The organism is Candidatus Eisenbacteria bacterium (assembly GCA_026388185.1).
GTDB lineage: Bacteria > Eisenbacteria > RBG-16-71-46 > JAFGJU01 > JAFGJU01 > JAPLKG01.
Map to the genome: position 1 here is coordinate 231,674 of JAPLKG010000008.1, position 13,381 is coordinate 245,054.

The following is a 13,381-nucleotide window of genomic DNA, read 5'->3' on the forward strand; positions in this document are numbered from 1 at the left end:
ATGGAGGCCTGCGGTTGTCTCCTTGCGGCAAGCGAAATGCGCAGTCACACTATACGAGCCTCCCCGTAACCGTGTGCGGCGGGGCCGGGCCCTAACGGCCGGGAGTGTGTTGACTCGGCCGTCCTCAAGCCTTAGACTCGCCGTGTCCGAACGTGAAGTCACAGTACCCCCGTGTGCGAGCGTAAGCTGTGCAGGCCGTGGACCCAGACCGATCGCGCCGGGGATCGTTGCGTGCGAGGACCACTCCGTGAGGCGCTTGTGAGAGACAGATACTTCATTCTACTCATTGTTCTTCTTATCGCCCTGGTTGAACTCCCCTTCGTGGAGTACATAACCGACGACACTTTCATCCACCTTCAATTCGCCAAGAATCTGGTCGCCGGAAGGGGGTTCTCCTTCAATCCTGGAGAGCCGACCTACGGGTTCACGAGTCCGCTCTGGATACTCCTTATTTCTGCCGGCGGCCTTGCAGGTGCGGAACTCCTTGCGATTGCGAAATTGCTTGGCCTCGCTGCACTGATCCTCTCAGGAGTCTTTTTCTACCTTCTCTTTCTTCGCGTATCGTCCGATCGCCATCTATCTCGGGCGGCTACCCTGGTCTGGATTCTGAACGGCTGGTCAGTCAGATGGGCTCTTTCCGGAATGGAGACCAGTCTCATGACGGCGTGGGTGATCTTGTCGCTCTACTATTTCCATAGAGACACAGAGTCCGGAGTGCCTCGCCACTCCGTGTGGATTCTTGCTCTCGCGAGTATCGTGAGGCCGGAGGCCATCGCACTTCTCTTGATCTGTGTAGTGGCTTCCTTGCTCCCGAGTGTGTGGAGCAGGGTGCCGGGCGGGCGGGCCGGTGGACGAAAAGTGGGCTTCTCGATTCTTCTCTCCGGTGGTGCTGTCTCTCTCGCCTGGTTCGCTTTCGCGCTGATGCAGTTCGGCCGAATGTCGCCGAGCACCGTTGCGGTCAAGGCGGGGAGATTCATATCGCCGGAAGGTCTCTGGAAGAGCGTGATCGTGGTCGGCAAGATCGTGGGCTCCACGAACGGATTAGAAATGGCACTGATGGCGATGGTGCTGATGACGGCGTTGGTCAAGAAAAGCCTCCCCGGTCGTCTAAGCAGTTTTCATGTGGCTGCGGTCGGATGGCTCGTGGCTCTACCTGCTCTCTACGTAGTGCGCGACGTTCAGGTCGTGTCGCGCTACCTCGTTCCCGTCCTTCCGGTGGCTGTTCTCTACGGTTTTCTATCTCTTCGCCGGATATGTGAGGCGGCAAAGCTGACCCCGCGCTCTTTCCGCTTGAGCGTATCAGCGGTTTCCGCCGTTTGCATCGCGCTGAACGTTTTGGTGCTGACGCTGGTGGCCTATCCGCACACCCACAGTTTCAGCAGAGACATGAGAGGTTCGCTCGTGTACCTCGGCGAGTGGTTCTCGGCGAATACTCCCGCGGCCACTTCGGTGGCAATCCCGGACGTAGGCGCGTTTGCTTACTACTCTGACAGAAAGGTCGTGGACCTGGGAGGACTCGCGACTCCGGCGATGATCCCGATCCTTCGTGAGCACGACCTTGATGAAATTCTCACGCATTTTCTCTTCGCGCAGGTGGCGCGTCCCGACTACGTCGTTGACAGAGCCAGGTCGCCCAGGAGACTTCTTCGCGTGGAAGGACTGCGAGACGCCGTCACGCCGGTCGTTACGACCAGCGTGAGTAATCTGGGCATCACGAGGCCGGGAACGTTCTACTACACCGCCTACAGAATTGAGTGGGATAAGATCGCGCCCGGAATTACGGCCGGAGAAGGGACAGCCAGCAAGTGAGCAAGCATGAAGGAGTGGGCGATAACCCAATCACAGCCGAGACAAGTGGTTAGACGGCACTCGCAATCCCGACAAGTCCTCATAATTGTGTTGACATGGCCTCATTCTTCTGGTATCATTGTCTCGATGGTAATTCGTTCCTTGGTGTGGTGTTGAGTGGTGTCCGCAGCGCTGCTGAAACTCCCCTTTTCAGTCCAGAAGGTGGGGTTTTTGTGTTTTGAGGGCCACTTCCTGAGGCGACTTTCCGCGGAAGGTGAACGATGAGGAACATGCATCTGTTCTGCTGCCTATTGGTCATTTCTCTTGCAATGCTCTCTGCACAAACAGGGTACGGGGCAACCGGCGGACCCACCGTAAGCGTTTCGAGCGGTACAAGCTACGTCAAGGTGGGCATCTCATTTGCCGGTAGCTTACCCGCAGTCGTGGACGCCAGCGGCGGAGCTCGCGTTACCCTCACAGGGTGCCTTTCTGGTTCTGCCCCCGGCTATCCCGATCTCCCCGTATATCTGCTGAGGGTAGAGATTCCCACGGACATGAGAGTGGACAAGATTGATTATGAGGCCGTAGAGAGTATTGGCCTTGAAGGCGCCCGAGAGCTCTCTTTGACTCCCTTCCCGCTTTCCACGGCCCCCGAGGAGAAAAGGCCCGTGGCAGGCGAAGCCACATTCGACAAGAATGAGTGGTATCCCGTGACGCCTGTCAAGGCCACGGGTGAAGGTTTCCTCGCTGACCATCGAATCGCCACTTTTCTGGTCTATCCAGTTCAGTACAAGGATGCCGAGGGAAGGCTGAGATTCGACAAGAGCATGAGCGTCACAATCGAGCTTGCCTCCGACACGGAACGCCCGCTCGAGAGGAAACGCATTCTCCCTACCTCCGAGCGCGAGATCGCCGCTGTCGTGAGTAAGCTCGTCGTCAATCCGCGTCTCACGAAGATCGCGAACGCCGGGGTCTTCCAGACAACCTCGAGCCAACCGTTCCAGCCGTCGTTTTGTCCCTCGCTGGACGGAAGTCCGGTGCAATATGTGATCATTACCAACGAGGCGATGGAGTCTAAATTCCAAGTGCTCGCCGATTGGAAAACAAAGAGTGGCACTCCCACTGTCGTCAGAACCGTTTCCTGGATACGCGAGAACTATCCCGACGGGTGCGATGTTGCCGAGACCATACGAAAATTCATTCGAGACGCCTACACGAACTGGGGGACGACTTGGGTTCTGTTGGGAGGGGACAGCGATGTGATCCCGGCCCGGTACGGATGGTCAACCTATACCGGCGGCGAGGGCATTCCCACCGACCTATACTATCAGTGCCTCGATGGCAACTGGAACGACGACGGCGATAACTATTTCGGAGAAGGATGGCTGGCGGAGTCTTACCCCGGCGATTACGCGGACCTCTATCCCGAAGTCTGGGTGGGACGAGCGCCGGTGAACACTGCAGAAGAGGCACAGTTATTCGTCGACAAGACGCTGGGCTACACCAAGAACCCACCCGCAAACTTCGCGACCCATTCTCTCTTCTTTTCGGAAGTACTCTTTCCCAAGACATACGTTCCGAGCGGGACAAAATGCGACACGGTGTCACTGGACGGCACAGCGCTTTCGGAGACGGCCGTCTCATACCTGCCCTCGTCCTTTCACGTTGCAAAGCTCTACGAGAACTATCTCTGTTTCCCGGGAGCCTATTTGGAGACGAAGCAGGCCGTGAAGGACTCGCTCAATGTCGGATATGGATTGGCCGAGCACGTGGGACATGGTTACAGAAACACCCTTTCCGTGGCAAACGGCACCTTCGTGAACGCTGATGCCGATGCGCTTACTAACGGTAGCAGGGTTGGGATCTTGATTGCCGAGAACTGCACGTCTGCGGCCTTTGACTTCAACTGCATTGGAGAGAGTTTCATTCTCAACGAGAACGGGGGGTCGGTCTGCTATCTGGGTTCCACCAGATTTGATTATCCGACCACGGCTTGGGTGTTTCAGGATGAACTCTTCAGGCTCATCTTCCAAGAGGGCGTTACGTGCATCGGTCAAGCCTTGGCCGTCTCGAAGGTTCCATTCATCTCCCTTTCGCAGTCCGACGCCTCGTATAGGTGGACGCAGTTCGTCCTGACTCTGTTGGGTGACCCTCAACTGTCCGTCTGGACCGCCGAGCCCGACACCATGACCGTGGCGTACGACGCGGAGATGGTGGCCGGTTCTCCTTACTTCGAGGTGGAAGTTATGTCGCACGGCTCGCCCGTGGACAGCGCGCTCGTCTGCCTTTCGAAGGCCGATGAGGATTACAAGACGGGCTACACGGACGCCGATGGAATCGCGCAGATTCCGTTCGCTCCGGACACTCAAGGTACCTTTACGGTCACCGCGACGAAGCAGGATTTCAGACCGTTCGAAGGGGCGGCCCAGGTCGTGCTGCCGTCAGCGCCCTACGTGCGCAAGTATGCGGACGGAATTGATGACGACACTGCCGGTCTAAGCGTGGGAAACGGTGACGGCTACGTGGACGCGGGCGAGACAATCGAGTATTCGTTACTTCTCAAGAACAGGGGCGGCTCCACTGCCGAGTCGGTCACCGCCGTCGTCGGGAGCACTGACAGTTTTGTGACTTTCCTCGACGAGGCCGCGAGCTACGGAGACATGGCGTCCGGAGCAGTTGCGCCTCCGGACACGGTATTCCTGCTGCAGGTTTCGCGTGACTGTCCGGACCAACGCGAAATCGTGTGCACTGTCGAAGCTCGCGATTCTGCCGACAGCGTTTGGACCGACGTGTTTGTTCTCAACGTGCGTGCGCCCGAACTCTGGCACGCCTCTCATACGACCGTGGACACTTTGAGCGGTGGAGACGGGGATGGGCGGATCGACTCCGGCGAACAGATAGAGTTCTTCGTGACGCTGAGAAATCTCGGCGCCGGCAGCGCCAACCAGGTGGTGGGTCATCTCAGTACTCCTGATGCCAACATCACGATACTTGACAGTCTTGCGGTTTTCGGGAGCATCCCTGCGTGCTCCTCGAGAACTGGCGACGAGTTCAGATTCGTTTGTAGTGACTACGAGGATCATTTCTTCTACCTCAGACTTACGGACACGCTCGGGCTCAATCAAGTCTCGCTGTTTGAGCTCAGTGCTCCGGCGGGGCCTTACTATCTCCAGGCTACCGGTAGCTCCTCTTCCGTGAGCCTTGTGTGGACGCCCAACGCCGAAACGGATCTACGCGGGTACAACGTGTATCGTAGCGGCAGCGTCTCCGGGCCCTACGAGAAGGTGAACGAATACATCGTCGAACGGACTTCCTACTTCCTTGACGACGGGCTTCTCCCGTACCAGAAGTACTATTACAAAGTCGCGGCCCAGGATTCCTCCGGTAATGAAAGCGAGCTGAGCCAGTACGTTTCGGTGACCACGAACCCGCCGCTCCACGCGGGTGCGCCGTTCGAGTTGGGCGCGCAGCTCACGTCCTCTTCGCCTGCCATCGTGGACCTCGACAAGAGCGGAACGCTCGAGATAGTCGCCGGCTCGGACAAGATCTACGCGTTTGAGCACGACGGCGCCGAGTACATTAACGGCGACGACGACTTGTTGACGTGGGGAGTCTTCGCGTCCGAGGGAGAGAAGTTCTCTTGTTCCGTGACCGCCGGCGACCTGGAGCGGAACGGCTCCACCGAGATCGTCTGCGTTGACTGGAATCTGCAGAAGGTTTACGTGTGGAATTCAGACGGTACGCTCAGGCAAGGGTGGCCGCAGACCGTCGGGATGAACCCGTGGTCCACTGCGGCGCTCGGCGACATAGACAATGACAATTCCCTGGAGATAGTCGTCGGAAACGCCGACGGGAAGGTCTACGCGTGGAATCCCGATGGGAGCGAAGTCATCGACGGCGATCAGAACCCGAGTACAACCGGAGTGTTCGCAGTGACTGGAAGCGCGTGGCTTTACGGCTCTGCCGCCATGGCGGACATAGACGGAGACCAGGTCCCGGAGATCATCATAGGCGGCAGGGACGGCAAGCTGTACGCCTGGAATGGTGACGGAAGCTTGGTTCCGCACTTCCCGTACGTAACGAGCGGGTTCATAACGAGCTCTCCCGCGGTCGCTGATCTAGACAACGACGGCGCACCTGAGATAGTGTTCGGTTCGGGAAACTACAAGGTCTACGCAATCAATACAGACAGCACGCTCGTCATGGGTTGGCCGAAGACGGGCATCAATCTGTCGGGAGACATGCAACCCTCTCCCGCGCTAGGCGACATGGACGGCGACGGGCAACTTGACGTCGTCATTGGAACGTCCAACGGCTACGTCTTTGCGTGGAGGGGATACGACGGTGTGGCGTTGTCCGGTTGGCCGGTGTTTGCGACCAGCTTGGGTAGTCAGTGTTCGCCCGTGCTCGGAGACATAGACGGTGACGACAGACTCGAGGTGTTGTTCGGGGCCGAAGATGGTCGTCTCTACGGGTGGAATCACGACGGGACCGAGGCGGCGGGCTTTCCCATCCAGATGAGCGGTGAGGTGAGGGGACCGGCAATCATATGGGACATAGACGGTGACGGATACGTGAACGTGATCTGTCAGAATTGGGACAGGACGTTGTACATTTGGGACATGCCCGGCGAGTTCAACTACAGTAGGGCAAGCTACCCGTGGCCCATGTTCAGACACGACGTCGGAAGAACCGGCTATTTCGTCAACTCCATCCTGACCGCCGTGGAACTCTCTTCCTTTGCGGTCACGCCTTCACCGATCGGCGTGGTGCTCGAGTGGTACACGAACCTGGACGACACCCTCAAGGCTCAGTGGAACGTGTATCGCAAGGAAGTGGATCAATCCGATCCCGTGACGACAAGCGGGAGCAGCGGCGTGGCTGCTCTCTCCGGCAGCATTCCCGCAGGGTACGTTCAGGTGAACAGCGAACCGGTCGAGCCGGTGGCTCCGCACCGCTACAGTTTCACCGATCCGACCGCCGAGGGTGGTCATTCGTATTTGTACCTGCTTGCGAAAGTCACGCAGAACGGCGAGATCGTCTTCGGACCGTACGCCGTCCTTGTTCCGGCGTCTTCGGTTCCTCTTGCGCCTGCCCTGGCGCAGAATTTTCCCAATCCCTTCCAGCCTCACACAGTTATCGCGTTCAACGTTCCTGCCGGTAAGGCGGGTTCTTCTGCACCGACGCACGTTGCGGTGAGAATATTCGATGTGACCGGAAGGTGCGTGAAGACACTCGTGGATGGGCCAAAGACTCCAGGCTTTTATTCCGTTCACTGGAATGCCACAGGGGATGGTGGCGAGAGAGTTGCTGGAGGAGTGTACTTTGTGAGAGCGACGATAGGAGAGTACGCAGCCTCCAGAAAAATGGTGGTGTTGGACTAGAGGGGCTTGTGTCATTTCCGCTGAAGTGAGCCACTGGTGGTCGCCAGTGGCTCACTTTTTGGAGAGCTTTGGACTGGACAAGAGGTCAGGTGAGATGTAGCTTCACTTGAACTCAGCTAGATCACGCTAACTCTGAGTGAGTACCGGTCCCCACGCGCGAGGATGCCACACGTGTCCGATCTTCCGAGAGTGAGATTTGCACCAAGTCCGACAGGATATCTTCATGTGGGCGGTGCGAGGACGGCGCTCTTCAACTGGTTGTTTGCCCGTTCCAAGTGCGGCACGTTCATTCTCAGAATCGAAGACACGGACTCGGCGCGTTCCACGGAAGAATCTCTGGGCACGATCCTGAAGACCATGCTCTGGTTGGGACTAGACTGGGACGAAGGGCCTGGCAAGGAAGGTGCAGCGGGTCCTTACTTCCAATCCAGGAGGATGGATACCTACCTTAGGTTCGCGTCCGTGCTCCTGGCGTCTGGACATGCTTACAAGTGTTTCTGTTCGCTCGAGGAGCTCAAAGAGAGAAAAGCAGAGCTGCTGGCACAGAAGCACGCCTCCCACTACGACGGAAGGTGCAGCGCACTCTCGGCAAGTGAAATCGCTTCTCGAGAGAAAAGGGGAGAGCCCTGCGTTTTGAGGTTTCGGGTGAGGGCAGGCTCGACGGCTTGGGAGGATGCTGTCAAAGGTCGAATAGAGTTCGCCAACACCGAGCTCGATGATTTCGTCATCCTGCGTTCGGACGGCACCCCCACGTACAACTTTGCCGCCGCGGCGGACGACATTTCCATGCGAATCACGCACGTCATCAGGGGTGACGAACACGTCTCGAATACTCCCCGGCAGCTTCTTCTCTACGAGGCCCTCGGCGAAACCCAACCCATTTTTGCCCACATTCCTATGATTCTGGGGCCGGACGGGACAAAGTTGAGCAAGAGGCACGGAGCGGTTGCCCTTTCGCACTACGAGAGACAGGGTTTCCTTCCCGAGGCAATGGTGAACTTCCTTGCCTTGTTGGGTTGGTCTTACGACGGAAAACAGGAGATCTTCAGCACGAGTGAACTAGTGGAGAAATTCTCTCTGGAACGGGTGGGTTCAAACCCGTCGGTTTTCGACCAGGAGAAACTCCTGTGGTTGAATGGGCAATACATGAAGAGACTCTCGCTCTCCGAGAGGACCGACTTGGTGACGCGCTATCTGCGCGAAGTAGAAGGAATGAATGGGGTGGATGAGACGAAAGACTGGATTGCCGGCATAACTCAAGCGTTGGGAGAAAGGCTCAGGGTCGCTTCACAGATAACCGAGCAAGCGGATTTCTTCTTCCTCGAAAGGGTGCAATACGATGAGAAGGCGAGAGAGCTACTCCTATCAGGAGAGGGAACTCGAGAACTCCTGATTGCAGTGGCCGATGCGCTGGAATGTCTCGGAGACTACAACGCCGGCTCCATCGAACAAGCGGTGCGAAGTCTGGCGGGAAGGATGAACCTCAAGGCGGGTGAGCTCATCCATCCAGCAAGGGCAGCTCTCACCGGCAAGACAACAAGTCCTGGAATCTTCGAGATCATGGAGCTTCTTGGAAGGGAACGATCGGTATCTCGCTTGAGGGAGGCCGCGCTCTTCGCGGGCGCCAATTCTGCTCCCAGCGAGCCGGGCGAACACGCGTGAGCGCCGTAGGTTACTGCCCGCGCAGCGAGCGCACAAAGAGGTTGAAAAGGGCCGGGCCGTGTGCTAGGTTACGCAGGACGACACTGGGGAGTCGTCCAGTGGTAGGACGGCAGACTCTGGATCTGCTTACTGGGGTTCGAATCCTCACTCCCCAGCCAAGATCGCATCGGAAGACCTTCATTGGCGCCATCGTCTAGTGGTTAGGACAGGTGGTTCTCAGCCATCAGACCGGGGTTCGACTCCCCGTGGCGCTACCAAGCTTGCCGGGCATCCGGGCCCGGCGTATTCTTTTGAGGCGCTAAAACGGGAAGTTCGTGGCAAGCCAGAGAGAGTAGCACTCCTCCTCGGCATCGGGCACGGTGAAGCACAGAGCCGTGCCGTCAGGTCTCCACGCAGGCCAGTTCGCGCCGGTGCTCGTCAGTTGGCCCTCGACCGGTGTGGGAGTGGCATCCAGGAATAGAATCCAGACGTTTTCCGTTCCATCTTGCGAAGAAACGTAGGCCACCTTATTTCCGTCCGGCGACCAACTCGGATGTACACCGGCGACTTGAGAAACCTGCGCCGGAGTTCCTCCCGCAGAGGGAACTGTGAAAAGATACGGCTCGCCCCCCACGGTCTTCGAGAAAACGATTTGGTCTCCGTCCGGCGACCATGATGGTCTATCCTCCACGACGTCCGTTGCAATCGGCGTCGCAGATCCGCCTAAACTCGACATGACCTTCAACGAAAAGCTTCCGGCTTCGTCAGCCACGAAGGCGATTTGGTTGCCGTCCGGGGACCAGACCGGGTAGTTGGCCGTTCCCGTGTAGACGAGCTCCGCCTCCCCTCCGTAGGGATAGCCGCATATCGGCACTTTGTAGATTAGGCTCACGCCCGTGCGCGATGAAGCAAAGAGAACCGCACAATCGGCGGGGCGCCAAGACGGGCCCCAGCTTTGCTGGGCGCCAGTGCCTGTCTGTATCACGTCCTCCACGGCGTCCGGCCAGGACGATTCGAATATGGCCAGAACGCGGTAACCCAGAGCGACGTTTTCTGTGCCGCAGGCCACTTTTTCCCCGTCGGCCGACCACGAGCTCTGCGTAACGCAGTCATTGCCGGTCATCTGCGTCATCGACATCGCTTCTTCGTTCAACTTGAAGCGCACGCGGACGATGCTTCCGTCAGTCACCTCCACGCTGCTCGCATTCGGGGAGTAGACGTAGGGTGACCTCTCTACTTCCAGAAGGTAGCTTCCCGCAGGGGCGTCGGACATTGTGAAAGGCGTTGAGTACGGGGTGGGTTCAGAGTCGATCAGTATCGTCGCGCCTTGGGGAAAGCTCTCTATCACGAGATACCCAACGCCCACGGGGACCGCGCGCGTCATCGAGACCTCGTTTGCCTCGTCGCTGATGTGAACCGTCAACGTACACGTCGCGGCCACAGAAGGCGCTATCCACTCGACCGATTGACCGAGGGAATCTATCAACGTGCCGGCGCTCGCCCTCCACAGGAAAGTGAGCGGTTGGCCCTCCGGATCGCCGGCGATTGCAGCAGCCGTGATGGTGTCCCCCGGCGCCGCTCTTGGTGGAGTGAGCTGGATCGCGTTTATCGAGGGAGGAAGGTTTTGAGGGGCGACCGTCTTTTCGTTACCGGAGCAGCCCGCCAGCATCGTGGCCGTGACGAACACGGCGGCTGCAACAAGCAAGATAACAAAACCACGCAGCATGTGTTGTGCGGACGATTGTGAACGGAAACCGAACATTCTGGGACCTGCAGCGTACCTCATTCTTTCTCCCGCGTTCTCGGTCTTGCACTCGCCTCCCAAGGCAATTGCGAAACAACGTTACCACATATCCGAGCTTCGTTCAACGCTACCCGTTCCCCGGCATGGCGCGTGCACCGTCCTTGAGTGACCGGCCGAGGCATGTTGCCTGACTCGGATCTTTCTGATAGCATACGGTAGCGAGAAGAGGAGGCACATGATACTGATTATTGCTCTGTACGTCGCGTGCGAGCTCACGGCCAACGTTACGGCTTCGAAGCCGGTTGCACTGGGTCGCATCGTCGTCCCTTCTGCAGTCTTCATCTACACGATGACCTTTACTCTCATAGACCTGATAAACGAGAAGCTGGGGAAGAAACGCGCGCGGCAGGTGATTTACAGTACGTTCGCCGCAAACATTTTGCTTGCGCTCTACTTTCAACTCGCGATTTCGCTACCCTCTGCCTCGTTTTACTCCAACCAGAGAGCCTTTGCCTCCGTGCTCGGAGCAACGCCGAGGATCGTCGCTGCGAGCCTCACGGCTTACCTGATGAGTTCCCTCATCGATACACAGGTATTTGCGTGGTGGAGGGAGAAAATAGGTGGGGCCAGATGGTTGAGGGTGCTCATAAGCAATTCGATCTCGACCGCCGTCGACAGCGCGTTGTTCATTACTCTTGCTTTCTACGGCCTCATGCCGTTGCTTGCTCTAATTGAAGGCCAGTACCTTGTCAAGATGACCGTCACTGTGGTGAGTCTTCCGTTGATATATCTGGTGAAGAGCAGAAGGACCGGCGCGGAAGGGAGTGGAGTGTCCTGGGACGCGTAGTGGGAATAGTGGGAGTTCCTCCCATCGAAATAATCGAGAGACTCGTCAAAGGAAGGGACGAGATCGTCGACCTCGACGCCACCGTTTCTCTTGTCGACGTGGAGGCAGAGGCGAGGCTGATCCCTCGTTACTACTGTGCGATATTGAGAACTGTGCTCTCCAATGCGCTCAGACTCGAACTTGACGAAATCTTCGTGGACGTCGGCCACGGTAAATGCGATGGCGCTCGTCACATAAAGGAAATTCTTGAAAGAGAGCTTCCGATTCCCATCACGGAAACTGAAAACGACGACGGCGACAGACGCGGCAATCCCATCTGCGTTTCTTCGATGTCACTCGCTCAGAAGTTTGAGAAGATTGTTGAGAGCGTGAAACATCCGGGTGGGCTGAAAGGCGACTTTTTTCCGTCCAAAGCCACGTGCGGGTTCTGGGGAGTGCCGCCGAGAGACTTTGGCTTGCTCGAGCTCTTTCCGCCGGAGACTCACGTTTTCGGATGGACGCGATGCATGGAAAACAAGACCCCCGCTGACAGAGAACTCGAACTCACGTTCGATCCTTCAATACCGACCGTCTTTTTTGCCCAATCCTTCTGCGCGAAGAACTCTATCGCGTATTATCTTGCGCGCGCACACCCCAGAGGATTCTACGTGGATGGAGACTTCGACATCAGCGCGAGCACCAGAGCAAAGGTGGAGGCTTTTCTCGAACTCAACGGAGTCAGACGTTGATAATAGGGGATTTCGGAACTTCCTATACGAAACTCTGGGAACCAGGTTCGACCCGGGGCCCTCAGGTGATCAGAAGCACGGAACTTGCCCCCCACGTGAGAGCGGATTACGGAACCGGTCACAACGCGGCTTTGAGAGCGGATCGAGTGGTGAACGAGCTCGTAGCACTTGCGACCGGAGCGAGGAAGCGCATCGAAGCTCCCGACTTCCTCGTTCTTGACTGTGGCAGCAGAGACGTCAAATTTGTGGTTTTCGAGAAGGGCAGATTTGAGAGAGCCGGCTGGAATTCTGAATGCGGATCTTCCATGGGGTTCTCGATCGAGCTTCTCGAGATGCACTTCAAGCTTGACTACAAGGACATCCCCGTGCCGTACGAACATCTGCCGGTAGCCTGTGGAGTCTTGGGCGTGAGCGCTGTCTTTGACGCCGTATCGAGGGGAGAGGAAGTCGAGCAAGCGGTGGCCAAGTTTGTCAAGGGGATAGCGGTGAATGCTCACAGATTTGCTGGCTGTCCCAGGACGGTTTACCTGTGCGGAGGCCTCTGCGAGAATCCACTCTTTGTGAGAAGTATGCCCGCCCGCGTGGTGTCACTGGGAAGATTCCTGCTTCTGGAAGGATTGGTCGAGCTGGTGAAACGGGAAAAGGGTCCAGACGCGCGTCGGGCGAGAAACGGGGCTGCCGACAAAGGCTGCTAATCCAGGAGGAGCGACAGGCCGGCTCGAAGCGTCGTCGTGCTCACGTCGGGGGTCGCGAATTCTCGCGTGTAGCGCAGCTCCAAACGGACGAGGCCCGACTCCGTGACGGGCAACCTCAACCCTGCCCCCAGGTTCAACATTCCGTTTGTCTCATCTCCTTCGTATTCAAGACCGCCCCTTTCCCATTCGCTGTGAGACCTGGCAAACCCGAACCCGGCGAGCATGAAGGGGTAGGGAGCAGAAACCGTCTCAAAGTTGTAGATGAAATCAGCAAGAAACGCGAGCCTGGAATTGGAGAGCCCGTCCGACGTTCGTGAATACCCCATCTCGAACTCCAACTCGGACCCGGGAGCGATAACTACGCCGAAGCGCGGTCCCAGGTAAATGGAGGAGCCGTCTTCTGGAAACGCAATCTCGGCGCTGCCTCCCAATTCGTGCGTTCCGGGAGGCAGGATGTCTGCACTCGCACAGAGAGAGAACGAAACCGACAGGAAGCACACACCCAGAAGTGCAAGTTTCTTTCGCAAATTGCACCTCCAATCAACGAGTGGGCT

At 57.6% G+C, this 13,381-nt stretch carries 8 protein-coding genes and 2 tRNA genes; 8 read left to right on the forward strand and 2 right to left on the reverse strand.

Features of this window, described 5'->3' with window-relative positions; translation table 11 throughout:
- Positions 1-258: 258 nt before the first annotated feature.
- The 5 genes from NTX17_03825 to NTX17_03845 all read left to right on the forward strand — a co-directional run bounded on the left by NTX17_03825 (position 259) and on the right by NTX17_03845 (position 9,091).
- Positions 259-1,809 (forward strand): hypothetical protein, encoded by a 1,551-nt coding sequence (locus NTX17_03825; protein MCX5800496.1) that lies wholly within the window; start codon positions 259-261, stop codon positions 1,807-1,809.
- 260 nt (positions 1,810-2,069) lie between these two features.
- Complete coding sequence (locus NTX17_03830; protein MCX5800497.1) at positions 2,070-7,172, forward strand: C25 family cysteine peptidase; 5,103 nt, start codon at positions 2,070-2,072, stop codon at positions 7,170-7,172.
- Between the two features lie 162 nt (positions 7,173-7,334).
- On the forward strand, positions 7,335-8,834 hold the full coding sequence (gene gltX / locus NTX17_03835) for a glutamate--tRNA ligase (protein ID MCX5800498.1): 1,500 nt from the start codon (positions 7,335-7,337) through the stop codon (positions 8,832-8,834).
- An 84-nt stretch (positions 8,835-8,918) separates the two neighbouring features.
- Positions 8,919-8,992 (forward strand) — tRNA-Gln (locus NTX17_03840).
- Positions 8,993-9,016: 24 nt separating this feature from the next.
- Positions 9,017-9,091: transfer RNA gene (locus NTX17_03845), tRNA-Glu, on the forward strand.
- A 41-nt stretch (positions 9,092-9,132) separates the two neighbouring features.
- On the opposite strand, the gene NTX17_03850 is transcribed toward NTX17_03845, so the two are convergent.
- A complete protein-coding gene (locus NTX17_03850) occupies positions 9,133-10,599 on the reverse strand; it encodes a PEGA domain-containing protein (GenBank protein ID MCX5800499.1) in 1,467 nt (488 codons plus the stop codon).
- Positions 10,600-10,792: 193 nt separating this feature from the next.
- Here NTX17_03850 and NTX17_03855 point away from each other — a divergent pair, with 193 nt between their 5' ends.
- The 3 genes from NTX17_03855 to NTX17_03865 are packed head-to-tail and all read left to right on the forward strand — an operon-like array spanning position 10,793 to position 12,827.
- Positions 10,793-11,404, forward strand: coding sequence for a queuosine precursor transporter (locus tag NTX17_03855; GenBank protein MCX5800500.1), 612 nt, complete (start codon positions 10,793-10,795; stop codon positions 11,402-11,404).
- A complete protein-coding gene (locus NTX17_03860) occupies positions 11,404-12,132 on the forward strand; it encodes a hypothetical protein (protein ID MCX5800501.1) in 729 nt (242 codons plus the stop codon). Before NTX17_03855 ends, NTX17_03860 begins: the two co-directional genes overlap by 1 nt.
- Complete coding sequence (locus tag NTX17_03865) at positions 12,129-12,827, forward strand: ATPase (GenBank protein MCX5800502.1); 699 nt, start codon at positions 12,129-12,131, stop codon at positions 12,825-12,827. Before NTX17_03860 ends, NTX17_03865 begins: the two co-directional genes overlap by 4 nt.
- On the opposite strand, the gene NTX17_03870 is transcribed toward NTX17_03865, so the two are convergent.
- Positions 12,824-13,354 (reverse strand): hypothetical protein, encoded by a 531-nt coding sequence (locus tag NTX17_03870; GenBank protein MCX5800503.1) that lies wholly within the window; start codon positions 13,352-13,354, stop codon positions 12,824-12,826. The two genes, NTX17_03865 and NTX17_03870, sit on opposite strands and share 4 nt — an antisense overlap.
- Between the last annotated feature and the right edge of the window lie 27 nt (positions 13,355-13,381).

Coding starts and splice junctions, on each gene's coding strand:
- NTX17_03830 (MCX5800497.1), top strand. CDS start 2,070: ATGAGGAACATGCATCTGTTCTGCTGCCTATTGGTCATTTCTCTTGCA.
- gltX (MCX5800498.1), top strand. CDS start 7,335: ATGCCACACGTGTCCGATCTTCCGAGAGTGAGATTTGCACCAAGTCCG.
- NTX17_03850 (MCX5800499.1), bottom strand. CDS start 10,599: ATGAGGTACGCTGCAGGTCCCAGAATGTTCGGTTTCCGTTCACAATCG.
- NTX17_03855 (MCX5800500.1), top strand. CDS start 10,793: ATGATACTGATTATTGCTCTGTACGTCGCGTGCGAGCTCACGGCCAAC.